The following is a 26,224-nucleotide window of genomic DNA, read 5'->3' on the forward strand; positions in this document are numbered from 1 at the left end:
GCTCTAGAATGTGGGCATGGGGACGACAGGCGCGGCACGGGGACGTCCGCGCACATTCGACCGCGAGGCGGCCCTCGCCGTGGCCGTCCGGTTGTTCTGGGAGCGCGGCTACGAGGCCACCTCCGTCGGCGAGCTGAGCGAGGCGATGGGAATCAGGCCCGGCAGCCTGTACGCCGCCTTCGGGGACAAGCGCTCCCTGTTCCGGGAGGTGGTGCGCGCCTACGGGCGCTCGCCCGCCGGCGCGTTCGTGGGCCTGGCCCTGGAGGAGGAGCCCACCGCGTACGGCGCGTTCGCCCGGGTGCTGCGCGAGGCCGCGGCGACCTACCCCGACCCCTCCCACCCGGCCGGCTGCCTGACCATCAGCGCGGCGACCAACGTCACCCCCCAGGACGCCGACGTGGAGGCGTTCCTGCGCGACCTGCGCAACGCCAACCTCTCGGTCTTCGAGACCCGCCTGCGTACGGCGCAGCGGGAGGGCGAGCTCCCCGCCGACGCGAGCCCCCGCGCGCTGGCCGGGTACTTCGCCGCGGTCGTCCAGGGGATGTCACAGCGCGCCCGGGACGGGGCCGGCGCGGCCGAGCTCGCCGAGATCGCCGAGCTGGCCCTGAGCGCCTGGCCGGGACGCGAGCCGGGCCCGCCACGCTGACGCACGACCGCCGGTGACGGGCCCGCTGGGGAAAAGCCGCCCCGATCAGGGGCCGAGGGCCCGCCGGACCTCCTTCTCCAGCACGGGCGCCAGGCTTCGCATGAAGGTGGCGGTGATGTGCCCCTTGTCGGAGTAGACCATCAGGTTCCCGACGACCGAGGGGCAGCGGTCCCGCGGGCAGAGCAGCGGGGTGAGGTCGGCGAACGTCACGTTGGACGGCGGCCGTCGGAGCCGGGCGGCCGGTGAGACCGCGGCGAGGCTGTGCCGCTCGTCGTCCACGCAGGCCCCGGGGCCCTTGACCTCGACGCACTCGGGCGGGTCGAAGGGCATGCGGGGCGTGTCGCGGATCGCCAGCACCTGCACGCCCATCGCGCCGAGCTGACGCCACCGCTCGACGTACCCCTTGGGGAGCGTCTCGCCGCGCTCGAACGGGCTGGAGATCGTCGCGGTGGTGACCAGCAGGTCCGGCCCGATCCGCCGTACCTCCGCCATCACGTCCCGCTGCCACCGGTCGCAGGAGGGGTAGGCCCTGCCCTGGTAGCGCTGCGGCTGCGTGGAGAGCGCGCACGCCCCCTTGGTCATGTTCACCACCTGCCAGCCGTTGGCGTCGGCGATGGCGTGCAGGGCCGGGAACCAGTGCGCGGCGTGCGAGTTGCCGGCCAGGACGATGGTACGGGCCGGGTTCGCGGCGCCGTACCGGCAGGTCAGCAGCTCGTCGCGGCCGGTGACCTGGTTGCAGCCGTCGGCGTAGGTCCGGGGGCGGTCCCGGGCGGCCACGGCCGGGGCCGGGACGATGCCGCCCTCCCGCCGGACCTGGTCCTCCAGCCGGGACGTCCACACCCCGGCGACCACCAGCACCGGGAGCAGGCACGCCAGGCCGATCGCCGCCGGGCGTGCCGTGCCGCCCATGGGGATCCGGCCGGTCAGCGCCGTGGTGGCCGCGGCGAGGACGAACGACGCGACCAGGACGAGGGCGATGCCCTTGGAACTCGCCGCGGTACGGCCGGTCTGTGCCAGGTAGAAGATGAAGATCGGCCAGTGCCACAGGTAGAGCGCGTAGGAGATGCTCCCCACGTACATCATGGGACGCAGGGTGAGCAGCCGGTCGGCGCCGAACGCGCTGCCGGTCACCCCGGCCACGATGATCATCACCCCGGCCCCGGTCGGCCACAGGGCCGCGTACCCGGGGAAGACCGTGGAGACCTGGAGCAGCAGCCCGCACGACACCAGCGCCGCCAGGCCGATCCAGCCCAGCGCCACCCGGACCGCTCCGGGAGGCCGCAGGTACGGCAGCACGACCGCGAGCATCCCGCCCAGGGCGAACTCCCACAGCCGGGCCCCGGTGTCGAAGTAGGCCCACCGCTGGTCGGCCGCGGTCCCTGCCACCGAGTACGCGAGCGAGACGGCGAAGACCAGCGCCGTCACACCGAGGAACGCCGCCCGCGGGCTCCGGCCGCGGCGCGCGGCCACCGCGGTCGTCAGGGCCAGCAGGACCGGCCACAGCACGTAGAACTGGCCCTGGACGGCCAGCGACCAGAAGTGCTGCACCGGACCGGCCGCGTTGCCCCCGGCCAGGTAGTCGACGGCCGCCGACGCCAGGTGCCAGTTCTCGTAGTACAGCGCGGAGGCGAACACCTCGGCCAGCGTGTCGTGCCACCGGGTCCGCGGGAGCCAGAGCAGCGTCCCGGCCAGCACGCCGAGCAGCACCAGGGCGACGGCCGGCAGGAGCCGTCCGGCCAGGCGCGCGGCGAACGCGCCGAACTCCACCCGCCCGCGGCGCTCCACCGTGCGCAGCAGGGAGCCGGTGATGAGGAAGCCGGTGAGCATCAGGAACACGTCCACGCCACCGGACACCCGCCGCGGCCAGATGTGGTAGATCACCACGAGCAGGACGGCGACGGCCCGCAGCCCCTCGATCTCCGGCCTGCGCTCGTTGCCCGTCCTCGCCCGCGCCGCCCGTGCCGCCGACCGGCCGGCGGGCAGGACGTCCACGGGAGCCGACACCGTCTACCTCCGCGCTGGGTGATGGGGAAGCGCCGCGGGCACCCGGCCCGGCCGTACCGTCAGGTCGCGGCTCCCGGGCGGGTCGTACCGTCATGGCGCCAGAAGAACCTATACCTCCCGGCTCCGGGCGGCGAGATCGGTGTTCGCAAATGTGCCTGGTGAGCCGGGAAACCGGTTCTTACAGTGGAGGTCATGACCGATCACGCGGACATCCGCGCGGGGGACGACGACCGGGAACGGATCGCCGAGACGCTGCGCGTCGCGGTCACCGAGGGACGCATCAGCATCGAGGAGCTGAACGAACGCCTCGATCGCACGTACGCGGCACGGACCCGCGGGGAACTGGACGCCGTCGTGGCCGACCTTCCGGGGGCGAACGATCCGCCCGTGCCCCTTCCGGGCGTTCCCGGCGTTCTGCGGCTGGTGGCCCAGAACTGGCGGACGGTCCGGCAGGAGGGACACTGGGTCGTGCCTCCGCGCATCGACGCCATAGCCCGGCAGGGCTCGGTGAGAATCGACTTCACCAGGGCGGAGTGCGCCTGGCGCGAGGTCTTCATGGAGGTGAGCTGCGACGCGCAGTCGGGCAGCATCCTGATCACGGTGCCGAAGGACTGGCGGGTCCGTTCCGACGAGGTGGTCTCCAGCGGCCTGGGAGGCGTCCACAACAAGCCGCCCGGACCGGATCCCGGCCCGGTCACACTCCGGCTCTCCGGCAGGACGGAGAGTTTCGTCTGGGTGAGGTACCGCCGCCGGCGCCGCACCTGAACCCGGCCCTGCCACCCGTCGTATCCGATCACCCTGCCCGATCACCTGTCGCGTCCGAGCACCCGCCCTGCCGTCCACCGTGTCCGGCCGCTCACCGCGCCTGGCCGATCGTGGTGTTCGGAAGGACACCGGGACGGTTCACCGGATCACGGCGTCGCGCGGGCGGGCACCGGCCCGCGGCCCGGGACGGCGTCGCCCTGGGCGAGCACCTCCAGGGGGCTGGCCAGCACCCTGGCGAAGGCGAGCTCGGCGGCGCCGATGAGGGTGGCGTCGTCCCCCAGGGCCGAGGTGCGCAGCAGCGCCTTGCGGGAGATCATCAGCACGTTGGCCTCCACCCGGTCGCGGACCTGGGCCGCCGCTCCCGGGTAGACCTCGCGCAGCATCCCGCCGAAGATCACCATGCCGGGGTTGAACAGGTTGATCAGGTTCGCCACCCCGATGCCCAGCCAGTCGCCGATCCGGCGCAGCGCGTCCCGGGCCCTGAGGTCGCCGCGATCGGCGGCCTCCACCACGGCCCGAACGCCCTCGCGGCCGAAGAGGTCGGCGGAGCGGCCGGCCGCGTCGATCAGGGCCTGCTCGCCGACCTCCGCCTCCAGGCAGCCCCGGGAGCCGCACCCGCAGGGCCGCCCGTCGTGCGGGTTCACCATCATGTGCCCGAGCTCGCAGCCGTACCCGCCGTCACCGTCCAGCAGCTTGCCGCCGACGATGATCCCGCCTCCCACGCCGACGTCGCCGTGCAGGTAGACCAGGTTGTCGAAGCCGACCCCGGCGCCGCGTTCGTGCTCGGCCAGCGCTCCCAGGTGGGCCTCGTTGCCCACCGCGACCGGCAGCCCGAGGCCCAGCCGGTGGCCGAGCTCGGCGCCGAACGCCTGGTCCACCCAGCCCATGTTCGGCCCGAAACGCACCATCCCGTCGCCGGGCCGGATCATGCCGCAGTACGCCGCCCCGACGCCGACGCAGATCGCCTCGGGGCTCGCCTCGCGGTGCAGCCGCCGGGCGAACCCGGCGAGCACCCCGACCACGTCGTCCAGGTCGGCCCCGGCGCGCGGCCGGACCGCCTCCATCCGCTCCAGGACCGTCCCGCCCAGCCCGACCCTGGCCGCGACCAGCCGGTCCACCCGGACGTCGAAGGCCAGCACGTACACCCGGTCGGACTCGGGCCGGACCACCAGCGAGGGCCGGCCCGCCCTGCCGGTGTCGGTGGGGCGTTCCTCGCGCACCAGGCCCGCCGAGGTGAGCTCGGCGGTCAGCGCCATGATGGTGCTCCGGTTCAGGCCCATCCGGTCGGCCAGCACCGTACGGGAGACCGGCCCGCCCAGGTGCACCTGCCGGAGCAGGGCGCCCAGGTTGTGCCGGCGGATCTCCTCCTGGGACCGACCGGCTTTCAGCATCGTGGGGATCCTGACGACTCGGGGACTGTCATCCTGCTGCGCCACCTCGGAACAGGGCCTTCGCACCGCCCGCGGACGGCGGGGCGAATCCTGTCACGACGCGAGAATACCAATCGGTGCCGGTCCGGCACCGTCACGAGGAGGGCGGGATCGCGGGTGACTCGCGCGTGACGCCTGGGGACGCGAGCGCGGGAGGGCCCGCCGGTCCCCCCTCGTCCAGGGCGAGGAGGGACCGGCGGAGCGATGGGGCCGTCTCAGCCGAGCAGGCTCTCGCCGATCCAGCCGTCCGGGGGGCACCCCGGCGGGACGGCGAAGACGGCCGAGCCGATGGGGGTCGTCCACTCGTTGAGCAGGTCGGCCTCGGCCAGCCTGCGCTGGACGGGGACGAACTGCCGGTCGATGTCGGCCTGGTAGGAGGCGAACAGCAGGCCGGAGTCGGCGTGCCCGTCGGGGGTGAGCCCCTCGTCGTAGTTGTAGACCCGGCGCAGCATCCGCATGCCCGGGTCGGCGACGTGGGCCCGCCGGATGTGCGCCTGCTCGGAGATGACGGGGAAGCCGATCGCGTTGAGCCTGGTGAAGTCGGCCTCGTCGCGCTCGTCGCGCCCGGTGAGCGGGGCGCCGTCGTCCAGGCGGCGACCCACCGTGAACTCCTTCCCGGCCCGGTCCACGGCGTCCCACGTCTCCATCTCCGCCCGGATGCGCCGCAGCACCAGCGTGGTGCCGCCGCGCAGCCAGGCCGGGCCGTCGCTCACCCAGACCGCCCGGTCGAAGTCGGGGGTGCCCGGGAGGGGGTTGACGGTCCCGTCCAGCTGTCCCATGACGTTGCGCTGGGTCAGCCCGGCGGCATGGGTGTACGCGCCGCGCCGGAAGCCTCGCTGGGTCCAGCGGACCTTCGCGAACGCGCGGGCGTCCTTGACCGTCATGCGCAGGGCGTGGGTCAGGGTGAGGGCGTCGTCGGCGCAGATCTGCAACAGCAGGTCCCCGCCGCTCCACTCCTTGCGCAGCCTGTCGACCGTGAACGCGGGCAGCGGCGCCACCTGCCCGGGACGGCGGCCGGACAGCCCGGCCGCCGTGAAGAGGCCGGGACCGAACCCGAAGGTCACCGTCAGCCGGGAGGGCAGGACGGCGAGCTCGGGTTCGGTGTCGGCCAGGGCGGGCCTGCCCTGGGTCAGCCGCCGGGCGTCGTCGGTGAGCAGCCGCATCATCCGCCCCAGCGCCTCGCGGCCGACACCGGGCAGCAGGTCCAGGCCGACGAAGACCCCGTACGTCTGCGGCGGTGTCGCGATCCCGGCCTGGTGGACGCCGTCGAACGGTTCCGTCACCAGGCCGCCGGAGCCGTCGGAGCCGCCCGGGACGCGGGAGACGCCCGAGGGGGCGGGGGACGCCGCGGCGGGCCGGGGGGCGGCCGGGGAGAGGACCTGGTCGGGTGCGCACGCCGCGAGGGCACCGGCCGCGGTGGCGGCGCCCCCCGCGAGCAGTCCTCTGCGGCTGAGTCGAGGTTCCCGCATGAGCTCTACTCCGTTTCCCGGTCAGCCGTCACCCTTGTCCCCCTCCGCGTGCGTGCCGGGCTCGTAGTCCTCCTTGCCTCCGGCGAACTCCTTGCCGATCGCGGTGAACTCCAGGGTCCCGCCGCCCTTGAGGGTGAGGGTGAAGGGGATCCGCGCACCCGGCTTCACCGCCTCGGTGACGCCCATCAGCATGATGTGGTCGCCGCCGGGCTGGAGCCGGTGGGTGCCCCGGGGCGGGATCACGAAGCCGCCCTCCTTGGGCCTCATGATCATTTTTCCCCCGGATTCGACGACCTCGTGCAGCTCGATCATCGGCGAGAGCGGGGAGGCCCCGGAGACGACCGTCACCTCGGTGTCGGTGGGGTTGACCAGGGTTCCGAAGGCGGCGCTCATCCCCTTCGGGGCGGTCTTCACCCACGGGTCGGTGATCGTCAGCGTGGCGCCGGCGGCGGCCGCGGCGGACGGCGCGGGGCTCGCGGAGCCCGCGGAGCTCGCGGAGCTCGGGACGGCGGCCGGTGCCGTGCCGGCCGGGGCTCCCTGGGAGGCCGGGGACCCCTCGGACCCACACGCGCCGAGGACGGTCACGGCCGCGATCAGGATCCCCGCGGAGACGGCGCGGCGGATCGGGGCGGGGATGGTACGTCGAGCGGACATGGTGATGCCTTTCTTCCGGCCGGACGGCCGGCGGGACCCGGCGGAACGCCGCCGAGGAGGCCGCCGGGCGGACGGCCGGGATCGTCACGATGGTTCGGTGCGCCGGGCGGCCGGACGGCCAGGCGCGCGTCCCTGCCGTCCATGCGTGACCGGACGGCGGCATGAGAGCGAGCGGTCCTGGGGTCACGCGGGCGGCGCCGCGGCCGTACGAGCGGCCGGGGCGGGGACACGAGCGGCCGGAGCGGCGGCATCGGCGAAGGCCCGCGCGGGCGTGCGCGCGGGAGGGGGGAACGGGTCCCGGGTGACCCGGTGGGTCAGCCGGGGACGGCGGTGACGGTCGCCGGGGGGCCGCGCCTGCTGACGGCGTGGCGCAGCACGGCGGAGCGGAGGACTCCCGGCTCGGCCGTGCCCGTGACCGGGAACGGGACGTGCACCGGGGTGACGAGCACGATCACCACCCGGCGGAGCCGCACGCCGAGCCTGCGCAGCAGCGCCCACAGGGCCGCCTCGCCGCGGGCCATCCACAGCCCGGTCAGCCCGACGGCCCACCCGTGCGCCACCAGCATGCCCAGGCCGGGCAGCAGCCCGGAGTGGACGTGTCCCATCAGCTCGGCCGGGGACGTGGCGTGCGCGAGGGAGAACAGCACGTGCAGGACGGCCTGCACGCCCGCCAGCAGCGTCAGGATCGTCGCCGTCGTGCGCTCGCGTCCCGAGGCGGCCAGGGCCGTCGCGAAGGCCACGGCGAGGGCGGCGGCGGCGCCCGGCGCGGAGACCGAGCCTCCCGCGAGGACGTGCGCTCCCACGCTCAACCCCAGGCAGACCACGGCGAAGACGGCGGCGCGCGCGGAACGGAACGTCATGTCCGCTCGCGTGCCGGCCGGGCCGGTCGTCCTGGAGGTCACGGGAGACATCCTCTCAGCCGGGAGGCCCGCCGTGAAGATCGGGTCGGTGGACCACGGGCCCGGCCCGGCACGGGGACGCGGTCCCGGGACGGTCCCCTCCCTCACGGGTCCCGTGGCGGGAGCCCTTCCGGACGCGGGAGCGTCCTTCGGAGGCCTAAGGCGTACCCCCTGTAAAAAATCATGAAAAGAATCCGGGCGGTCTGTCGAATCGGCCCGGTCCCGTTCGAAGCCTGGTCACAAGGGCCGGGAAGAAGCAGCGGACCGGCCCCGGAGAGGTGAGGAGACAGGCCATGACCCAGCAGACGACGGGTACCGGTGACAGGAGGTCCACGGGCCGGAGGATCGGCGGCCCCGCGGCGGGCGTCACGAGGCCGCTCCTGGCCTTCGGCGTCATCGCCGGGCCGGTGTACGTCGTGGTCTCGGTCGCCCAGGCGCTGACCCGGGAGGGTTTCGACCTCACCCGCCACGCCTGGAGCATGCTCGCCAACGGCGACCTCGGATGGATCCAGATCGCCAACCTCGTCGTGACCGGGCTGGCGACCGTCGCCTGCGCGGCCGGCCTGCGCCGGGCCCTCACCGGCGGGACCGGCGCGACCTGGCTGCCCCGGCTCGTCGCCGCGTACGGGATGAGCCTGATCGGCGCGGGGATCTTCCCGGCGGATCCGGGACTGGGGTTCCCCGCGGGCACGCCGGAGGGGCCGGGTCCGATGAGCTGGCACGGGACGCTCCACTTCGTCGTCGCCGCCGTGGGCTTCGTGTGCGTGACCGTGGCCTGCCTGATCGCGGGGAGCAGGTTCGCCGCCGAGGGTCGCGGGGGATGGGCCCTGTACTCGCGGATCACCGGCGTGGTCTTCCTGGTGACCTTCCTCGGCATCGCGGCGGGCCGCGGGGCCACCTGGTCCATCATGGCCTTCATCACCGGGCTCGTGGGCCTGTGGGCCTGGCTCGCGGCCCTGTCGATCCACCTTCGCGGGCGCGTCTCGCCCGGACACGCCTGACCGGCGTCCCGTACGCCGGAGAACACCCCGTCCGTCGCCCGGCACCACCGTCGTCCGACACCACCGTCGCCCGGCACCACCGAGAAACACTGCAGAAGGAGACGTCCGATGCGCTACCTGGTCACCCTGAAGGTCCTCAACCAGCCCACGACCCCGCCGCCCGACGAGCTGATGGAGGCCATCACCATGCTCGGCGAGGAGGCCACCCGGGCCGGCGCCCTGCTGGACAACGGCGGGCTGGCCCCGCGCGCCGAGGGAGCCCGGGTCGAGCTGGCCGGGGGGAAGCTGACCGTCACGGACGGCCCGTTCGCCGAGGCCAAGGAGATGATCAGCTACGCCCTCTACCAGACCCGGTCGAAGGAGGAGACGATCGAGTGGACCTCCCGTTTCCTGAAGCTGCACCGCGACCACTGGGAGGGCTGGGAGGGTGAGGCCGAGGTGCTGCGCGTCTTCGGTCCCGAGGACTTCGCCGCCCCGTCCTGACCCCGGCCCTTTCCAACCCCGTCCCTTCTTGACCTCGTCCCTTCCGGCCGTGCCGCCGTCCTGACCGGCGGCGCGCCGTGGCGGCGCCCCCGGCCGTACCTCGCGATCGCGTGGCGGCGGGAGCGCTGTCACGTGCGGGGGACGGGGTGATTGGATCGGTCGTCATGGGGGTCGACGATGCTCACCGGAGGGTCGAGGCGGTCTGGCGGATCGAGTCCGCCAGGGTGATCGGCGGCCTGGCCAGGATCGTGAACGACATCGGGCTGGCCGAGGAGCTGGCACAGGACGCCCTGGTCATCGCGCTGGAGCAGTGGCCGCTGAACGGCGTGCCGGACAACCCCGGCGCCTGGCTGATGCTCACCGCCAAGCACCGGGCCATCGACCTGCTGCGCCGCAGGAACACCTACGAGCGCAAGCTCGAGGAGGTCGGCCGGGACCTGGAGCTGCGCCGGTGGGCGGCCGAGGAGGAGGTCGAGGACGCGCTCGACGACCCCATCGGCGACGACGTGCTGCGTCTGCTGTTCACCGCCTGCCATCCGGTACTGCCCGCCGAGGGACGCCTGGCGCTCACCCTGCGGCTGCTGGGCGGCCTGACCACCGGGGAGATCGCCCGCGCCTTCCTGGTGCCGGAGCCGACCGTCGGGCAGCGGATCTCCCGGGCCAAGCGCACGCTGGCCGACAGGCGGGTGCGGATCGAGATGCCCGCTCCGGACGAGCTGGGCGGCAGGCTCTCCTCGGTCCTGGAGGTCGTCTACCTCGTCTTCAACGAGGGGTACTCGGCGACCGCCGGTCACGACTGGACGCGTCCCTCGCTCTGCGAGGAGGCGCTGCGCCTGGGACGGATCCTGGCGGGCCTGATGCCGGACCAGGCCGAGGTGCACGGCCTGGTCGCGCTGATGGAGATCCAGGCATCCCGGCTGCGGGCCAGGACCGGGGCGGACGGCGGGCCCGTCCTCCTCCTCGACCAGGACCGCGGGCTCTGGGACCGGCTGCTGGTACGCCGCGGGCTGGAGTCGCTCGAACGCGCCGAGGCGCTCGGCACGCTGGGGCCGTACGGCCTGCAGGCCGCGATCGCCGCCTGCCACGCCCGCGCGTCGTCCGCCGGCGACACCGACTGGGAACGGATGGCCGCCCTCTACCGGCTGCTGGTCCACGTCTCCCCCTCGCCCGTGGCCGAGCTGAACCGCGCGGTCGCGGTGGGGATGGCGTACGGCCCTGCGCGGGGGCTGGAGATCGTGGAGAGGCTGACGGCGGAGCGCTCGCTCGCCGGTTACCCCCAGCTGCCGGCCGTACGGGGGGATCTGCTCGCCAGGCTGGGCCGCCTCGACGAGGCGCGCGCGGAGTTCGAGCGGGCCGCCGGGCTCACCCGCAACGACCACGAGCGCGTCCTCTTCCTGGCCCGCGCGAAGGATCCGGAGGGCTGACGTCCGGGGTTCAGGGTCCGGGTACGGGATCCGGGACGCCGGGAAAGGACCGCGGGGCACGCAGATCGTACTCATGAGTAACTAAGTAACCGCGCCCATGTGCCGCACACCGATCGTGCCGACGATGGTGGCATGACACGACCGGTGAAGAACACGACGACGACGGCCTTCTACGCCCAGGCCGTCATCTCCTTCGGGCTGTCGGTGACGGCCCTGGCGATCGGCATCACGTACCTGCCCGTGACCGTCTGGGTGCGGTCCTTCATGGCCGTCGGGCTGCTGTACGTGGTGACGTCGACCTTCACGCTGGCCAAGTGCGTGCGCGACCGCAACGAGGAGGCCGCGGTCGTCAGCCGGGTCGACCAGGCCAGGCTGGACAAGCTGCTGGCCGAGCACGACCCCTTCAAGAACGACTGACCCCGGGGTACATCGGCCGGAGGCGCATCCGCTTACCGATCGGCAGGTAAGCGGTTCCCGCCCGGCGCTACCCTGGTCCGATCACCCGCGTCCCGCGTACGGGAAGGTCCGGGTGTGAGACAGGGAGGTGTCGGGTGGCCAGGCCGTCGGACACCAAGGCGCGCATCCAGGCGGCCGCGAGGGAGCTCTTCGCGGAGAAGGGCGTGCAGCGGACGAGCCTGCGCGACATCGCCGACCGGCTGGGGATCACCAAACCCGCGCTCTACTACCACTTCACCTCGCGGGAGGAACTGCTCCGGAGCATCGTCCAGCCGCTGATCGACGACATCGACGCCTTCCTGGACGAGGCCGAGGCGGGCGCCCCGCGCGACCGGCGCGATCTCCTGCAGACCTACTTCGACATCACCTTCCGGCACCGCGAGGTCACCGTGATGGCGGTACGTGAGCTGGCCGTCTTGGCCCACCTCGACCTGGGACGGCGGGTGACGGTCTGGCGGCGGCGGCTCGTCGCCCTGCTCCTCGCACCGGACCCCGAGCCCGATCTGGACGCCCGTGCCCGCGCGATCGTGGCCATCGGCGGCCTCTCGGACTGTACCGTTGAGTTCGCCGACGTCCCGGCCGAACGGCTCGGCCCTCCGGCGGTGGCCGCCGCGCTGGCGGCACTCGGCGCGGACACGGAGGATCCACCGGCGACGCGGGCCCGAAGGAGCCCGAGGGACTCCGGTGTACGTTCGCAACAATGATAAATATCACAAAAACACCAAAGGCATCTAAAGTTAACTCATGGTGACTCACCGTACGGCCGTCGTCCCACTCGATTCCGAAACCTCCGGCGTGTGCCTCTGCGGTCACCGGGCCGACTACGTGATCGAGACGCGCTGGTTCTCGGGCAGGCACTCCCGTGACCCCGTCTGCTCTCCGCACGTCACCGCGGTCCTCCAGGGGATCGCCAAGAAGAACGCCCGCCGCGACGGGGGATGAACGGCAGGTGCCGGGGAACCGGGATCCGCATACCTGGTAAGACGGGGGAAACGCCCGCCCTGTGAACCGCGGGTCTAAGGAGCCTTTCCATGCCACCCGAAGATGCGAAGCCCCTCTCCATATCGGCCGACACCCTCGGCGGCGCCATCGTCGTCCGGGCGAGCGGTGAGCTCGACTACGACTACGCGCGCGTCTTCCGCAGGGAGCTCACCCGGGTGTGGGACATGGGCGTCGGCCTGCCGTCGCCCGGGGCTCCTCCCCCGCCCGCACCCGAGACCCCGGCGGTCCTCCCCGGAGCCTCCCCCCTCCTCACGGAGCCCTCCCTCGTGGAGCCCTCCCTCACGGAGCCCTCCCTTGCGGGGCCCTCCCTTGCGGGGCCCTCCCTTGCGGAGCCTTCCTTCACAGGGTCCTCCCTCTCGGAGCCCTCCTTCACGGGGATCTCCTCCACGGACGGTCCCCTCGCTCCGGAGCGCCCCTTCTCCCCCTCCCCCGAGCACCGGTTCGCCCCGGGGACCTCGCTCTTCCCCGAGCACCCGTTCTCCGGGGAGCGGCACTTCTCCTCGGAGCGCCCGTCACCGCTGGAACCGGGCGTCCCGTCGCCGTTCTTCCCCGGAGGCCCGTCACCGGTCTTTCCCGGGAGTCCGCCGCCCGTCTCCCCCGGCGACACGCCGCCCCTGTCCCCCGGAGGCCCGCCACCCGTCTCCCCGGGGAGCCCGCCGCCTCCCTTCCCCGGGACCCCGCCGCCCCTTCCTCCCGATTCCCCGGAGGCCCCGCCCCCGCCCGCCCCTCCGGCGCCCCCTTCACCGGACTCCCCGGACGCGCCTCCGGAGACGTCCCCCGGCACCGCGGGCGGGACGACGACCCCGGCCGCGCCCCCCTGCCTCGTCCTGGACCTGACGGGGATCACCTTCTGCGACTCCACCGGGCTCGCGGAGCTGCTGTGGAACCTGCGCCGGAGCCAGGAGACCGGGACGCGCCTCGTGGTGGCCGGGGCGAGCCGGACGTTGCGTCACATGCTGGCGACCACCGGTCTGCTGGCCTATTTCACGATGGCCGACTCCGTGGAGGAGGCGCTGCGCGAGGCCGGGACGAGCGCGGCCGGGGAGGACCGGGTCTCGTCCCCTCGATCATGAGCGGGGCCGGACGAGGAGAGCGGTGCCGGTGCCGGTGACCGTGCCGGTGACCGTTTCGGGGAAGACGTACCCGCGCCCGTCGTAGCGGGTGACGACGGCCCTGAACCGGCCGGGCTCATCGGCGGTCCGCCCGGCGGTGAGCCGGCCGAAGGGGCGGCGTCCCGTAGACGGACGGGACGGCGGCCTGCACCTCACCGAGGGCCTGCCGGGCGATGTCACCGAACGCGTCGGTGTTGCTCAGGTCGCTCCACCGCTCGTAGGTGATCCTGAAGGCGAGCATCCCCAGTTCCGCGGCCACCCGGGCGGCGAGGTCGGGCACCCCGCGGCGCGCGACGGCCCGCGCCATCGAAGCGGTGAGGCTCACACCCTTCAGGGCTTCGCGCTCCTGGAGGTCGGGGTGGGCCTCGATGACCGCTCGCCTGCGGACGGTGAACGCGCGATAGGGCGGTGTGAAGACGTCCCGTCCGAGCGCGTCGAGGCCGCACGCCACCGCTTCGAGCGGGGCGGCCCCGGCGGGCGCCGTCTCGATCGCGGTGACGAGCCGATCGTTCAGCGCGTTCTCACCGAAGAGCACCTCCCGTTTGTCCTGGAAGTGGCGAAAGAAGGTGCTCTTCGCGAGTCCGGCGCGTTGCGCGATGTCGAGCACGGTCGTGGTGTCGTAACCGCGCTCCGCGAACAGTTCGAGGGCGGCGTCGGTGAGCCGTTGCGATGCGTTGGGTTCCCAGCGGGCCATGAGCACAGTTTATGAGACTCGGTCTCATCACCGTGTACAGTGACAGGACAAAGTCCCATCACTGGTCGTGGAGGTACGTCATGAGCCGAGCCGTCGTGTACGAGACGTTCGGAGGACCCGAGGTCCTGGAGCTGCGAGAGGTCCCGGAGCCCCATGCGGGACCGGGTGAGGTCCGCGTCCGCGTGAGCGCCGTCGGCCTCAACCCCATGGACTGGATCTTCACCTCGATGCCGGAGATGGCGGAACGGTTCGGCCTCGGCCTGCCGTCCGGCTTCGGCACCGACTTCGCCGGCGTCGTGGACGAGGTCGGCGAGGGCGTCTCCGGCTTCGCCGTGGGCGACCGTGTCCACGGAGGCGCGGTGGGCCGGGCCGCCGCCGACTTCGCGGTGGTCGATCCCTCGGCGGACACGCTCGCGCACACTCCGGCGGAGATCGGCGACGAGGTCGCCTGCACGCTCTCGGTGGCGGGACTCACCGCCTCGGCGGCGCTCGCGGCGGTCGACGTGCGGGCCGGTGACACCGTCCTGATCGGAGGCGCCGCCGGCGGTGTCGGCGTGGTCGCCGTCCAGCTCGCCCGGCTCGCCGGTGCCCGGGTGATCGGAACAGCCTCCGAGGGCACCTTCGACTTCCTGCGGCGCTTCGGCGCCGATCCCGTCGCCTACGGCCCCGGCCTGGAGGATCGCGTGCGCGCGATGGCCCCCGAGGGCGTGAGCGCGGCGGCCGACCTGTTCGGTACGGAGACGGCCGAGGCGGCGCTCGCGCTCGGCGTCCCGCCGGGGAGGATCTCCACGATCGCCGCCGGTCCCCATCCGCCCGGGGGGGTGCGTCCGACCGGCGGTGCGGACGCGCGGCCCGAGGACCTGAAGCGGGTCACCGACGCCATCGTCACCGGCGAGATCACCGTACCGATCGCCGCATCCTTCCCCGTGGAGCGGATCCGGGATGCCGTGCGACTGCAGGCAGGACGCCACGTCCACGGAAAGATCGTGGTCACCCTCTGAAAGGGGCAGCGCGCCGACGAGGCCGGAGCCGGCTCCCGGCTTCAGTCTCGCCCTCCCCGGCGAGGGCGGCAGCGGGTCCGGCACGCCGGAGCGGGGTCGGGACTCACGACCTCGGCTCGGGATGGGCTCGGGACCGGCTCGGGCTCGGGTCGGGCGAGCCCGACGACACCGGCTCCGCGGGCCCCAGTGGCCCGAAAAGCCGCCAGGGAACCGCCCGAAAGGCGTCCACGGAAGCCTTAATACGTATGTCGTTAAAACGCCCTCATTGGCCTTACAACTGAGTCAATATCTTCTTACGGGAAAATCCACTCTTCGTCGAAAGTGGGGGTCCCGATGCGGAAGACACCGCCGCGGGCGACCGCGGAAGCACCGCCCGAGGTTCCACCCGCACCGCCCGTGGAGCCCAGGGAGTTCGTCAGCCTGCTGGCCGTCGACTTCACCGGCACCTACCAGGTCTACCTGGCGGCCAAGGACGAGCGGATCAAAATGACCCGGTTGTCCATGAGCCTGCTCGCCGCCCCGTTCGCCGCCGCGGTCGCGCTGGCGAGCGCGAAGGTGGTCAGGCCGGACGCGCTGGCCGCCTGGGAGAGCGTCCCGTGGTACCTGTTCGCGACGGTCGCCGCGTTCGGGCTGCTCAACGTGCTGCCCTTCCTGCGGCTGATCGAGGCGGTCAACGCGCACATGAGGACGGCACGGGCGCTCAACAACTTCCGCCTGCTGTACGTCCTCCCCCTCAAGGACCACTTCTCGGCCCTTGGCTGGAGTCCGAACCTGCCGGTCGATCCCCGCTATCCGGAGACGTACGCGCCGCTGGCGTGGCCGGGGATCAACGTGATGATGCTGGCACTGGTCAACGGCTCCTACATCGCGGTCGGCGTGCTCGGGCTGATCGGGGCCGAGCCCACCCCTGCCCTGCTGCTGGTGATCATCGGGTTGCTCGCGCTGATCCACTACTTCGTCTACTACGTGCGCGCCAACGTCTCCCGGCAACGCCGGCTCCCACACAATCCCTACCATTTCCCCAACGTGGAGACATGAATGCCCGACCTCCTCAGGTTCGCGTCTTGTGGGGAGACGTGGATCTGGCTGATGCGACACGTGACGGACAGCGGCGGTCCCGCCCTGGACGACCGAGGTCCGATCATCGAAGCCCCGGCCGTGCTGTTCGAGATCAACGCTCTGAGCTGGGACGATCCCATCCTGAGATGCCACGGCGACCCGGGGAAGATCCCGCTGTACGCCAGCAAGTTCAGTGAGCGCTCGATCGTCCCGCCGTTCAAGTACAGCTACGGGGGACGGCTGCGGCAGTTCCTCGGCGTCGACCAGCTCGGCTGGATCTCCGACGTGCTGCGCTCCAAGCCGTACACCAAGAGCGGCTGGATCTCGCTGACCGCTCCCGGTGAGTCTCCGGACGCGGTGCCCTGCCTGACCAGCCTGGCCTTCCGGCTCCGGGCCGGGCGTCTGGTCATGACCGCGGCCTTCCGGTCGCAGAATGCGTTCACCTGCTATCTCAACTACGTGCCGCTCCGCGGGATCCAGAGCGAGGTCGCGGACGGCCTCACCGTGGGCTGCGGGCCGATGCGGATCTTCGTCGACGTGCCGCACATCTACACCGCGGACGAGGAGCGGGTGAGAAGGATCCTCCGGCCCGCGGAACGGGCCGAACCCAAGGGCAAGACCGGCCCGAAGGGGAAGCCCGGGCCGAAGGGAACCGGCGCCCGGCTCCGGCCGGCACAGCTGCCCCGGCCGGTGCCCTGAGCCGGACGGCGCCCCGGCTCGGGCGGTGACCCGGGCCGGAGGCCGATGCGGTGACCCGATGCGGTAACCCGGGCCGGAGGGCCGATCCGGCGGAACGTCAGATCCCGTGAGATCTCACGACCCGTGACCGTGCTCGTGGGAACCGTGGGAGTCCTCGGCCGGGGTGGTGGCCCCGCCGGCCTCCGGGTCCGGGGCGGTGACCGCGGTGAACACGGCGGTGCGCACGGTCCCGGCGTGCTGGAAGTCCAGAAAAAGGCGATACGTCCCGGAACTGGGCACCTCGGCGTAGAAGGTGATGTCCGGACCGGGCGTGGTGCGTCCGTCACCGGGCGCGCCGTCGGGGTGCACGTGCAGGTAGGCCAGGTCCCCGTCGCGGAGCGCGACCAGATGGCCGTACGCGGCCAGGTAGGGCTGCAGGTCGGTGACGGGCCGGCCGTCCTTGGCGATCGAGAGCGTGAGCATGCTGGTACGCCCGGCGACGAGGCCCCCGGTGAGGGTGACGGTGTAGTCGCCCACCTTCGCGGTCCCGGCGGGAACGGCGGGTGGTTCCGGCCGGTAGTCGCCCGCGACCGACAGGTCCATGCCGAGCGTCATGGCCTGGCCGCCCTCGGGGGCGAAGTCGGCGAAGGCCCGGTACTCCCCGGCGGAGGGAAGCTCCAGCGGGACCGACCAGATCCCGCCCCCCTTCTGGACGGGGTGCAGGTGCTGGAATCCGGTCAGGTCGCGGCGGACCACGATGAAGTGCAGCTTCTTGTCGTGCTGGACTCTGAACCCGTCGACCGGGTGACCGTCGGGGCCGATCACCGAGAAACGGAAGTCGGTCCGCTCACCGACCTTCACCTCGTCCGTCTCCGGCAGGAGGCTGTACCCGTCCTGGGAGATCTGGAGCCCGCCGGGAACGACCGGCGTCCTCGCCGTCGGCTGTGCGGTGCCGGGCGATGCGGCGTTCCCCGCGTCCGGCGCGGCACCGTGACCGGTGTGCGGCCCGGCCCCCTGGCCCGCCCCCTGGTTCTGACCCGCGTCCCGGTCCGTGCCCTGGACGGGGCCGCGGGCGGCCTCCGCCGTGCTCGCGACGGGCCCGGCCACCCGGCCCGCCCCCACGGCGCCGCCGAACACCACGACCAGCCCCAGCGCGTACGCGCCCACTCTCCTCGCGCCGTTCATCACCCTCCTCATACCCCTAGGGGGTATTTCTCCGTTCACCCACGGTGCCCCGTCACCACCCTTTCGAACGACCCCGGAGGGCATCGAGAACGCCGGTCTCCGTGACACAGGATGGCCGATGCGCACGGTGCCGAGGGGGCGTACGGGAAATCGGGCACCGGTGACGCCTCGCCTCCCCGGGAGGCGAGGCGGCGAGGCGAGGGGGCCGGGAGCGTCGAGGGGAGCCGGGAGCGTCAGGAGGGCAGGTGGCGGATCCGCTCGGAGGACGGGTCGTAGAGGGGTTCCGCGACGACGGCGGCGCCCGTCCAGACACCGGTGACGCCGACCTCCACCTTGTCTCCGGGTGCCGTGCTCGCGGGCAGGTAGGCGTAGGCGATCGAGCGGCCGACGCGGTGGCCGTACCCGCCGCTGGTGACCCGCGAGACGGGCAGGCCGCCGGAGCGGACCGGCTCACCGCCGAGGCAGACCTGCCGCGGGTCGTCCAGGACCAGGCAGAACAGGCGCCGAGCGGGCGCGGCCCCCGCCAAGGCACCGGAAGCGCTCGCAGTGCCGGCGGTGTCGCCGGTGTCGGCGGCACCGGGGACGTCGGTGGCACCGGTGTCCGAAGGGCCGCGACGGTCGCCCTCCAGGGCGGCGCGGCCGAGGAAGTCCTTGTCGCGGGCGACCGCGAAGCCCAGGCCCGCCTCGTACGGCGTGGTCTCCGGGGTGATGTCCAGCCCCCAGACGCGGTACCCCTTCTCCAGGCGCATCGAGTCGATCGCGCGGTACCCGGCCGGGCGCATGCCGAACGGCGTCCCCGCCTCCATGAGCGTGTCCCACAGCGTCAGCCCGTACTCGGCGGGGCAGTACAGCTCCCAGCCGAACTCGCCCACGAACGTCACCCGCTGGGCCAGCACCGGGACGTTCCCCACGCTGATCTCCCGGGCCCGCAGGTAGCCGAAGGTCAGGTCGTCGGGGCAGACCGAGCCGAGGATGTCGAGGGCGCGCGGGCCCCAGAGGCAGTAGCAGGCGTGGGCCGAGGTCACGTCGCGGACGTCGAGGCCCTGGCCGCGGAGCCAGGCGGCGTCGTGGACGCCGAACGCGGTGCCGGTGACCAGGCGGAAGCGGTCCTCGGCCAGGCGGGTCACGGTCAGGTCGGCCTCGATGCCGCCCCGCGCGTTCAGCAGCTGGGTGTAGACGACCGAGCCCACGGGCCGGTCGATCCGCCCGGCGCACGCCCGCTGCAGCCCCTCCAGCGCCCCGGGTCCCGCGACCTCCAGCTTGGAGAACGAGCTCTGGTCGAACAGCCCCGCGGCGTCCCGGGTGGCCAGGCACTCCTGGCGGACGGCCGGTGACCAGACCCGCCCGGCCCATCCCTCGGGACGGTACTCGGACCCGTCGCCATCCTCCCGGCCGTCGCCGCCCTCCCAGGTGGAGACGCCGTCCCGGGCGGGGACACCCTCCCGGGCCGGGGCGCCGGAGCCCGCCGGGCGCGCGTTGGACTCGAACCAGTTGACCCGCTCCCAGCCGGACTTCTCGCCGAACGCCGCCCCGAGCTCCACGTGCCGTACCCAGGCCGGGGAGCGGCGGAGCGGCCGGGCCGCGGTGCGCTCCTCGCCGGGGTAGACGATGTCGTAGTACGTCGAGTACGCGTCCAGGGCCCTGGCGCGGGCCCAGGAGGCCGAGCGGGCGTGACCGGAGAAACGGCGCAGGTCCATGGCGAACACGTCGTACTCGGGCGAGCCGTCCACGATCCACTCGGCCATCACCTTGCCCACGCCGCCCGCCGCGGCCAGGCCGTGCACGCAGAACCCGGCCGCGGCCCACAGCCCGCGGACCGGGGTCTCGCCGAGCAGGAACTCGCCGTCAGGGGTGAACGCCTCGGGGCCGTGGACGACCTTGACGATCTCGGTACGGGCCAGGCCGGGAACGCGCCGCACCGCCGAATCCCACGATTCTTGAAATTTCGGCATATTCGGGGAAAAGAGGGTTCTAGGCTCCTCCAACGGCTCCCTGGCGTCCCAGATCTCAGGGTCACGGATATATCCGCCGACCAGAATCCCGCCGTCCTCCTCCCGAAAATAAACAATGTTGTCCGGATCCCGCACCGTGGGCATGAAGGAGGAGACCTCGAAAGGTTCGGTGACGACATACTGATGCTTGATCGGCACGACCGGGACGTCCACCCCGGCCAGCCGCCCGACCCGGCCACTGGCCGCGCCCGCCGCGATGACCACGGTCTCCGCCTGGACCGACCACTCCTCGGTCTCCCCGGCGTCCCCGTCACCGCCGCCCCGCGCGAGCCGTACGCCGGTGATCGCGCCGCCCACCACATCGAGCCCCGTCACCCGGGTCCCGGTGAGGATCCGCACGCCCAGCTTCTGCGCCCCGGCCGCCAGCGCCCTGGCCAGCAGCGCCGGGTCCAGCCAGCCGTCCCCGGGCAGCCAGAGCGCGGCCCGCACGTCCTCGACGTTCAGCAGCGGGAGCCTTCGCCCCGCCTCGGCGCCGGAGAGCATCTCCAGGTCGAGCCCATAGGTCTCCGCGGCCCCGGCCAGGCGCAGCGACTCCTGCACCCGCTCGGGCGTGGTGGCCAGCCGCAGGCCGCCGACCCCGTGCCAGCCCGGGTCCAGACCGGTCAGCTCGGCCAGCTCGGGGTACAGGCCCGCCGAATACATGATCATCTTTGTCTGGGTGACGGTGGAGCGGAGCTGGCCCACGAAACCGGCCGAGTGCCAGGTCGTCCCCTCGGTGAGCTCGTGCCGCTCCACCAGCAGCACCTCGGTCCAGCCGAGCCGTGCCAGGTGGTAGGCCACGCTGCACCCGGCCACCCCGCCGCCGATCACGACCGCCCGCGCAGAGCTGGGAAGTTTCAAGGTTCGCAACCCCTCTGTAACACCGTGCTCGCAAAATCGGATCAATGGTCTGAAGGTAGGCCAAAGGAGGGCAGCATGCCAGATCTCCGGGCGGACGTCCGCGCATGGGCCGGACAGCCCGTGACCGAGACTCCGATCAAGGGGGGTCTCAGCCACCGGATCGTCCGCCTCGACGCGGCGGACGGGCGGCGATGGCTGCTGCGCGTGCTGGACCCCCGGGTGTCCGAGGCCGGTCTGGGCATCCCGATCGAGCAGGAGATCGCCAACACCGTGCGCGCCGCCGACGCCGGGATCGGCGCCAGGGTGCTGCACCGGCTCCCCGACGCCCTGGTGCTGGAGTACCTCGACGGCGTCACCCTGGACGCGCACGCGGTACGGCGGCTCCCCGGCCCGATCGCGGCGGCCTGCCGCAGGCTGCACGCCGGCCCCCGGTTCGTCAACGACTTCTCCATCTTCCGCAAGCTGGACGAGTTCCTCACCCTGTGCCGTACCCACGAACTGGACGTACCCGACGGCTACCTCGACCGCCTTCCCGCGGCCGCGGAGATCGAACGGGCGCTGGCCGCCGATCCGCCGCCCACGGTGCCCTGCCACAACGACCTGCTGCCGGAGAACCTCATCCGCTGCGGCGACGAGGTCAGGATCGTCGACTACCAGCTGTCGGGGAACAACGACCCGGCCTTCGAGCTGGGCGACATCGCCGCCGAGGCCGACTACGACCCCGACCTGACCGCCCGGCTGGCCCGCGCCTACCTCGGCGCCGACGACCGGCGGTTCACCGCCCGGGTCAGGCTCAACCTGATCATGTCCAACCTGACCTGGACGCTCTGGTTCGCCGTGCACCACGGACTGTTGAGGGAGCAGGCGGCCGACGCCGACTTCGACTACCGGGCCGAGGCGGCCGACAAGTTCTCGCAAGCCGTACGGGACCTGGACGACCCGGGGTTCGGACGGCTCGTCGATCACGTCCGGGGCGCGGGCCCCGGATCTTCACACCCCCCGCACCACCATGCAAGGAGGCTTGAATGACCAAGCCCACATCGGTCGACGAGGACGCGAAGCGGCTCGCCGAACTCGGTTACAAGCAGGAGCTGTCCAGAACCTGGAGCGGCTTCTCCAACTTCGCCATCTCCTTCTCGATCATCTCCATCCTGGCCGGCTGCTTCACCACGTTCGGCCAGGCGTGGAACAACGGCGGCCCCATCGCCATCTCGTGGGGCTGGCCGCTGATCTCGATCTTCATTCTGATCATCGGGCTCTGCATGTCGGAGCTGGTGTCGGCCTACCCGACCGCCGGCGGGATCTACTGGTGGGCCGCGAAGATGGGCAGGCCCGTGCACGGCTGGTTCACCGGGTGGTTCAACCTCATCGGGCTGATCGCGGTGACGGCCTCGGTCGACTACGGCTGCGCGACGTTCCTGAACATCACCCTGAGCCGCTTCTTCCCGGGCTGGGATCCCAACCTGAACAACGCGTTCATCCTGTTCGCGGTCATCCTCGTCCTGCACGCGCTGATCAACATCTACAGCCACCGGCTGATCTCGACGCTGCAGAACGTCTCGGTCTGGTGGCACGTGTTCGGCGCCGCGGCGGTCGTGCTGATCCTGGTCTTCGGCCCGGACTCGCACCAGTCGATGTCGTTCGTCTTCACCGAGACGATCAACAACTCCGGCTTCTCCGACGCGTCCTACTGGTTCTACGTGCTGCCGCTCGGCTTCCTGCTGACCCAGTACACGATCACCGGGTTCGACGCGTGCGCGCACGTGTCCGAGGAGACCCAGGGCGCCTCCACCGCGGCCGCCAGGGGGCTGTGGCAGTCGATCTTCTACTCGGCGATCGGCGGGTGGATCCTGCTGCTGGCCTTCTTGTTCGCGGCCACCGACGTGAACGCGGTCAACGAGGCGGGCGGCTTCGTCGGCGCCATCTTCGACAGCGCCGTCCCCGGCAACCTGGCCACGGCGATCTTCGCGATCTCCACCATCGGCCAGTTCTTCTGCGGCATGAGCTGCGTGACCTCGATGTCCCGGATGACCTACGCCTTCTCCCGGGACGGCGCCATCCCCGGCTGGCGGCTGTGGTCGAAGGTGGACGCCAACCGCACCCCGGTCAACGCGATCGTCTTCGGCTGCGCGGCCGCGCTGGTCCTCACCCTGCCCGCCCTGTACGAGGCCCCCGGCGGGGTGCCGCTGGCCTTCTACGCGGTCGTCTCGGTGGCGGTCATCGGCCTCTACATCGCCTTCGCGATCCCGATCTGGCTCCGGCTGCGGATGGGCGACCGGTTCGAGCCGGGCCCCTGGACGCTGGGACGCAAGTACAAGGTCATGTGCTGGATCGCCCTGATCGAGATCGTGATCATCTCGATCTACTTCATCATGCCGCTGGTGCCGACCGCGGTGCCGTTCAGCGACGAGTTCACCTGGACCTCGGTGAACTACGCGCCGATCGTGGTCGGCGTGATGGTGCTGGGCGTGGGCCTGTGGTGGGTGCTGTCGGCCCGGCACTGGTTCACCGGCCCGCGCCGCACGGTCGACATGGCCGAGGCCTTCGACCCGGCGGGACCGGCGGGCACGACCGGCGGGGACCCCACCGGCTGACCCGGCGCGTCCCGTGACGGCCCGGCGCGGTTCCCAGGGAGCCGCGCCGGGCCGTCACGCGGTCCCGGCCGTCCCAAGGTCCCGGAGGCCCTGAAGGCCCTGAAGGTCGCGGAGGTCCTGAAGGCCGTGGACGGCCCTGGGAGTCCTTGAGGCCCCTGAGGGAACCGGTCAGACCGCCTCGAAGGCCTCGGCCACCGCCGCCCGTACCCGGTCCATCCCCGCGGCGTCCGGGGCCTCCCGGCGCATGGAGGTCATGTCCACCTCGGGCATGCCGCAGGCCACCGCCCAGCCCCACGGGGTCAGGTCGCCGTCGACGTTGAGGGCGAACCCGTGGCTGGTGACGCCGCGGCTCTGGCGCATGCCGATGGAGGCGATCTTGCGTCCGGTCCCGCTCGTCCACACGCCGGTCAGCAGTTCCGAGCCCGGCGGGGTGTCACGGCGTTCGGCCGGGACGCCCAGCGCGCCGAGCGCGCGGACCAGCCTCAGCTCGACCTCGCGGACGTAGTCGACGATCCCCTCGCCCTCGCCGAGCTTGACGATCAGATACCCGACCAGCTGGCCGGGGCCGTGATAGGTGAGCTGCCCCCCGCGACCCGTGCTCACGACCGGGATGCCGTGAGACGGGTCGGGCAGGTGGCGCTCGTCGGTCCGCCTGCCCACGGTGTACACCGATGGGTGGCTGAGCAGCCAGAGCGTGTCGGAGCACTCGTCGCGCTGCCGCAGACCGACCAGGTCGGTCATCCGCTCCATGGCCTTCTCGTAGTCGACCAGGTCATCCTGGACCAGGGACAGTGGGCGTCGCCTCATGTCCCCAGCCTATTTTCAGTAGCGGACCGCCGGCGCCTTGGGGACGAAGATCCACATGAGCACGTAGGCGACCCAGAGCGGTCCCGGGATGAGCGAGAGCAGCACCCAGAACACCCGGACCAGGGTGGGCGGCATGTTGAAGGTCTCGGCGATCCCGCCGCAGACCCCGGCGATTATCTTGTGGTTTCTCGAACGGTGCACGATGTCTCTCCCCGCCTCGGTGTTCTACGTCTCTTCAAACGAGTGGCCGCCTTCTGCCCGTTCCCGGGACACCCCTGAGAAAACCCTGACAGGGTCGGCCCCATAACTTTTCGCCCATCTCAGCCGAGATACATCTAGGCGAGCGGGTTTGGTCACGGTACGTTCCGCCATGTACAGCAACAGGGAATTCCCTCCCGTTCCACCCTAGGAGCGTTATGCGCCTGAGGTTCCGCCGCACCATGGTCCGGACCGCCACGCTGGTCACGGCCATCACCCTTCCCCTCGCCTTCACCGTCCCGGCGAGCGCGGCCCCCGCGACCACCACCGGCCCCGTCGTCTCCGACGTGCTGGCCAACGTGTTCGCGACACAGATCAAGGGGAAGAACGTCCAGAAGCACCTGGACAAATTCCAGGAGATCGCGACCGCCAACGGCGGCAACCGGGCCGCGGGCACGCCCGGTTACGACGCCTCCCTGGCCTACGTGCAGGACAAGCTGCGCAAGGCCGGATACAAGACCTCCACGACCGACGTCGAGTTCCCGCTCGGCTGGCAGGAGTTCAGTCCCCCGGTCCTGGAGCAGACCGCCCCCGAGGCGAAGACCTACGCCACCCCGGCCGACTTCGTGACCGTGATCTCCTCCGCCGGCGGCGACGTCACCGCCCAGGTGCAGGTCGTCGACGCGGTCATCCCGCCCGCGCCGACCCCGAACACCTCGACCGCGGGCTGCGAGGCCTCCGACTTCGAGGGCTTCGTCGCGGGCCGGATCGCGCTGATCCAGCGCGGCACCTGCCCGTTCGTCGACAAGGCCACGAACGCCAAGGCCGCCGGCGCGGCCGGAGTGATCTTCTTCAACGAGGGTCAGCCGGGCCGTACCGACCCGCTCGTCTTCGACATCATCGAGTGGCGCTTCGACATGCCCATCGTGATGGCGAGCACGGCCGTCGGCCTGGACCTGGCCGACAGCCCGAACACGACCGTGCACCTGAAGGTCGACGCCAGGACCGAGGTCGGCCGTACCAAGAACCTGATCGCCGACTCCCGCTGGGGCAAGTCCGGCGAGATCGTCGCGGTCGGCGCTCACCTGGACAGCGTGCCCGAGGGCGCCGGCATCAACGACAACGGCTCCGGCAGCGCCGCCATCCTGGAGACCGCGCTCAAGCTGGCCCACGTGCCCACCAAGCACCGGCTGCGCTTCGCCTGGTGGGGCGCCGAGGAGCTCGGCCTGCTCGGCTCCGAGCAGTACGTCGCGGGCCTGTCGCAGGCCGAGCGGGACAAGATCCGGCTCTACCTGAACTTCGACATGGTCGCCTCGCCGAACGACGGCACCTTCCTGTACGACGGTGACGACTCCGACGCCGAGGGCGCCCCGGCCGGCCCGACCGGATCGGCCGAGATCGAGCAGCGCCTCGCGGCGTTCTACACCAAGCGCAACCTGCCCGTCGAGGGCACCGACTTCACCGGCCGCTCCGACTACGGCGCGTTCATCGCCAACGGCATCCCGGCCGGCGGAATCTTCACCGGCGCCGAGGGCATCAAGACCCCCGAGCAGGCCGCGAAGTTCGGCGGCACCGCCGGTGTCGCCTACGACCCCTGCTACCACTCCGCCTGCGACGGCATCACCAACATCAACGCCGCCGCGCTCGAGCGCAACTCCAAGGCCGTCGGTTACGCCACCGCGTTCTACGCCTACGACCTGACCGGCATTCCCGACCGCAACGCCGCGGCGCTCGCCAAGAGCGCCGCGAGCTCCGCGAGGTTCATGACGGCGCCCGAGGGCGCCGCCCGCTAGCGAGCGGTCACGCGAACG

25 protein-coding genes are annotated in these 26,224 nt (G+C 72.2%); 15 read left to right on the forward strand and 10 right to left on the reverse strand.

Annotated elements, in window-relative coordinates:
- Nucleotides 1-16 precede the first annotated feature (16 nt).
- Nucleotides 17-646, forward strand: coding sequence for a TetR/AcrR family transcriptional regulator (locus tag ABD832_RS07965; RefSeq protein ID WP_344890558.1), 630 nt, complete (start codon nt 17-19; stop codon nt 644-646).
- A gap of 45 nt (nt 647-691) precedes the next feature.
- On the opposite strand, the gene ABD832_RS07970 is transcribed toward ABD832_RS07965, so the two are convergent.
- Nucleotides 692-2,650 (reverse strand): acyltransferase family protein, encoded by a 1,959-nt coding sequence (locus tag ABD832_RS07970; protein ID WP_344890560.1) that lies wholly within the window; start codon nt 2,648-2,650, stop codon nt 692-694.
- A gap of 192 nt (nt 2,651-2,842) precedes the next feature.
- Between ABD832_RS07970 and ABD832_RS07975 the strand changes: the two genes are divergently transcribed.
- Nucleotides 2,843-3,415, forward strand: coding sequence for a DUF1707 SHOCT-like domain-containing protein (locus ABD832_RS07975; protein ID WP_344890563.1), 573 nt, complete (start codon nt 2,843-2,845; stop codon nt 3,413-3,415).
- A 146-nt stretch (nt 3,416-3,561) separates the two neighbouring features.
- Here the strand turns inward: ABD832_RS07975 and ABD832_RS07980 are convergent, their stop codons facing one another.
- From ABD832_RS07980 to ABD832_RS07995, 4 genes are all read right to left on the reverse strand, one after another.
- Nucleotides 3,562-4,806, reverse strand: a complete 1,245-nt coding sequence (locus ABD832_RS07980; RefSeq protein ID WP_344890565.1) for an ROK family transcriptional regulator — start codon at nt 4,804-4,806, stop codon at nt 3,562-3,564.
- A 254-nt stretch (nt 4,807-5,060) separates the two neighbouring features.
- Nucleotides 5,061-6,314: a Dyp-type peroxidase gene (locus ABD832_RS07985; RefSeq protein ID WP_344890569.1), complete on the reverse strand. Its 1,254-nt coding sequence runs from the start codon at nt 6,312-6,314 to the stop codon at nt 5,061-5,063.
- A gap of 21 nt (nt 6,315-6,335) precedes the next feature.
- Entirely contained in the window at nt 6,336-6,968 is a 633-nt protein-coding gene (locus tag ABD832_RS07990; protein WP_344890572.1) for a copper chaperone PCu(A)C, read from the reverse strand.
- 314 nt (nt 6,969-7,282) lie between these two features.
- Nucleotides 7,283-7,870, reverse strand: a complete 588-nt coding sequence (locus ABD832_RS07995) for an MFS transporter (RefSeq protein ID WP_344890575.1) — start codon at nt 7,868-7,870, stop codon at nt 7,283-7,285.
- 290 nt (nt 7,871-8,160) lie between these two features.
- Between ABD832_RS07995 and ABD832_RS08000 the strand changes: the two genes are divergently transcribed.
- The 7 genes from ABD832_RS08000 to ABD832_RS08030 all read left to right on the forward strand — a co-directional run bounded on the left by ABD832_RS08000 (nt 8,161) and on the right by ABD832_RS08030 (nt 13,306).
- Complete coding sequence (locus ABD832_RS08000; protein ID WP_344890578.1) at nt 8,161-8,868, forward strand: DUF998 domain-containing protein; 708 nt, start codon at nt 8,161-8,163, stop codon at nt 8,866-8,868.
- A gap of 108 nt (nt 8,869-8,976) precedes the next feature.
- Entirely contained in the window at nt 8,977-9,351 is a 375-nt protein-coding gene (locus ABD832_RS08005; RefSeq protein ID WP_344890580.1) for a YciI family protein, read from the forward strand.
- 164 nt (nt 9,352-9,515) lie between these two features.
- Nucleotides 9,516-10,775: an RNA polymerase sigma factor gene (locus ABD832_RS08010; protein ID WP_344890583.1), complete on the forward strand. Its 1,260-nt coding sequence runs from the start codon at nt 9,516-9,518 to the stop codon at nt 10,773-10,775.
- A 132-nt stretch (nt 10,776-10,907) separates the two neighbouring features.
- A complete protein-coding gene (locus ABD832_RS08015) occupies nt 10,908-11,192 on the forward strand; it encodes a YiaA/YiaB family inner membrane protein (RefSeq protein WP_344890586.1) in 285 nt (94 codons plus the stop codon).
- A 134-nt stretch (nt 11,193-11,326) separates the two neighbouring features.
- Complete coding sequence (locus tag ABD832_RS08020; RefSeq protein ID WP_344890589.1) at nt 11,327-11,935, forward strand: TetR/AcrR family transcriptional regulator; 609 nt, start codon at nt 11,327-11,329, stop codon at nt 11,933-11,935.
- Nucleotides 11,936-11,975: 40 nt separating this feature from the next.
- Nucleotides 11,976-12,173, forward strand: coding sequence for a hypothetical protein (locus ABD832_RS08025; RefSeq protein ID WP_344890591.1), 198 nt, complete (start codon nt 11,976-11,978; stop codon nt 12,171-12,173).
- An 89-nt stretch (nt 12,174-12,262) separates the two neighbouring features.
- Nucleotides 12,263-13,306 (forward strand): STAS domain-containing protein, encoded by a 1,044-nt coding sequence (locus tag ABD832_RS08030; RefSeq protein WP_344890593.1) that lies wholly within the window; start codon nt 12,263-12,265, stop codon nt 13,304-13,306.
- A 115-nt stretch (nt 13,307-13,421) separates the two neighbouring features.
- Here ABD832_RS08030 and ABD832_RS08035 read toward each other — a convergent pair whose 3' ends face one another.
- Nucleotides 13,422-14,039, reverse strand: coding sequence for a TetR/AcrR family transcriptional regulator (locus ABD832_RS08035; RefSeq protein ID WP_344890596.1), 618 nt, complete (start codon nt 14,037-14,039; stop codon nt 13,422-13,424).
- 80 nt (nt 14,040-14,119) lie between these two features.
- On the opposite strand from ABD832_RS08035, the gene ABD832_RS08040 reads away from it, so the two are divergent.
- The 3 genes from ABD832_RS08040 to ABD832_RS08050 all read left to right on the forward strand — a co-directional run bounded on the left by ABD832_RS08040 (nt 14,120) and on the right by ABD832_RS08050 (nt 16,798).
- Nucleotides 14,120-15,040 carry an NADP-dependent oxidoreductase gene (locus tag ABD832_RS08040; RefSeq protein WP_344890599.1) on the forward strand — a complete coding sequence of 307 codons (921 nt, stop codon included), beginning with the start codon at nt 14,120-14,122 and terminating at the stop codon, nt 15,038-15,040.
- Nucleotides 15,041-15,373: 333 nt separating this feature from the next.
- Entirely contained in the window at nt 15,374-16,078 is a 705-nt protein-coding gene (locus tag ABD832_RS08045; protein WP_344890601.1) for a hypothetical protein, read from the forward strand.
- A gap of 51 nt (nt 16,079-16,129) precedes the next feature.
- Nucleotides 16,130-16,798 (forward strand): thymidylate synthase family protein, encoded by a 669-nt coding sequence (locus ABD832_RS08050; protein ID WP_344890604.1) that lies wholly within the window; start codon nt 16,130-16,132, stop codon nt 16,796-16,798.
- A gap of 114 nt (nt 16,799-16,912) precedes the next feature.
- Here the strand turns inward: ABD832_RS08050 and ABD832_RS08055 are convergent, their stop codons facing one another.
- A complete protein-coding gene (locus ABD832_RS08055; RefSeq protein ID WP_344890607.1) occupies nt 16,913-17,962 on the reverse strand; it encodes a hypothetical protein in 1,050 nt (349 codons plus the stop codon).
- A gap of 233 nt (nt 17,963-18,195) precedes the next feature.
- On the reverse strand, nt 18,196-20,814 hold the full coding sequence (locus tag ABD832_RS08060; RefSeq protein WP_344890610.1) for a GcvT family protein: 2,619 nt from the start codon (nt 20,812-20,814) through the stop codon (nt 18,196-18,198).
- A gap of 75 nt (nt 20,815-20,889) precedes the next feature.
- On the opposite strand from ABD832_RS08060, the gene ABD832_RS08065 reads away from it, so the two are divergent.
- Together ABD832_RS08065 and ABD832_RS08070 are read left to right on the forward strand one after the other, a co-directional pair.
- The gene (locus tag ABD832_RS08065) at nt 20,890-21,843 is read left to right on the forward strand and encodes a phosphotransferase (protein WP_344890612.1); all 954 of its coding nucleotides are present in this window, start codon (nt 20,890-20,892) and stop codon (nt 21,841-21,843) included.
- Nucleotides 21,840-23,408, forward strand: coding sequence for an amino acid permease (locus tag ABD832_RS08070; RefSeq protein WP_344890615.1), 1,569 nt, complete (start codon nt 21,840-21,842; stop codon nt 23,406-23,408). Before ABD832_RS08065 ends, ABD832_RS08070 begins: the two co-directional genes overlap by 4 nt.
- A gap of 168 nt (nt 23,409-23,576) precedes the next feature.
- Here the strand turns inward: ABD832_RS08070 and lipB are convergent, their stop codons facing one another.
- Both lipB and ABD832_RS08080 read right to left on the reverse strand, forming a co-directional pair.
- Nucleotides 23,577-24,215 (reverse strand): lipoyl(octanoyl) transferase LipB, encoded by a 639-nt coding sequence (gene lipB / locus ABD832_RS08075; RefSeq protein WP_344890618.1) that lies wholly within the window; start codon nt 24,213-24,215, stop codon nt 23,577-23,579.
- 15 nt (nt 24,216-24,230) lie between these two features.
- Nucleotides 24,231-24,416: a PspC domain-containing protein gene (locus tag ABD832_RS08080; RefSeq protein ID WP_344890621.1), complete on the reverse strand. Its 186-nt coding sequence runs from the start codon at nt 24,414-24,416 to the stop codon at nt 24,231-24,233.
- Between the two features lie 215 nt (nt 24,417-24,631).
- On the opposite strand from ABD832_RS08080, the gene ABD832_RS08085 reads away from it, so the two are divergent.
- On the forward strand, nt 24,632-26,206 hold the full coding sequence (locus tag ABD832_RS08085) for a M28 family metallopeptidase (protein ID WP_344890624.1): 1,575 nt from the start codon (nt 24,632-24,634) through the stop codon (nt 26,204-26,206).
- The last annotated feature ends 18 nt before the right edge of the window (nt 26,207-26,224 follow it).

Origin of the sequence: Streptosporangium longisporum (genome assembly GCF_039534895.1) — a bacterium.
Lineage (GTDB): Bacteria > Actinomycetota > Actinomycetes > Streptosporangiales > Streptosporangiaceae > Streptosporangium > Streptosporangium longisporum.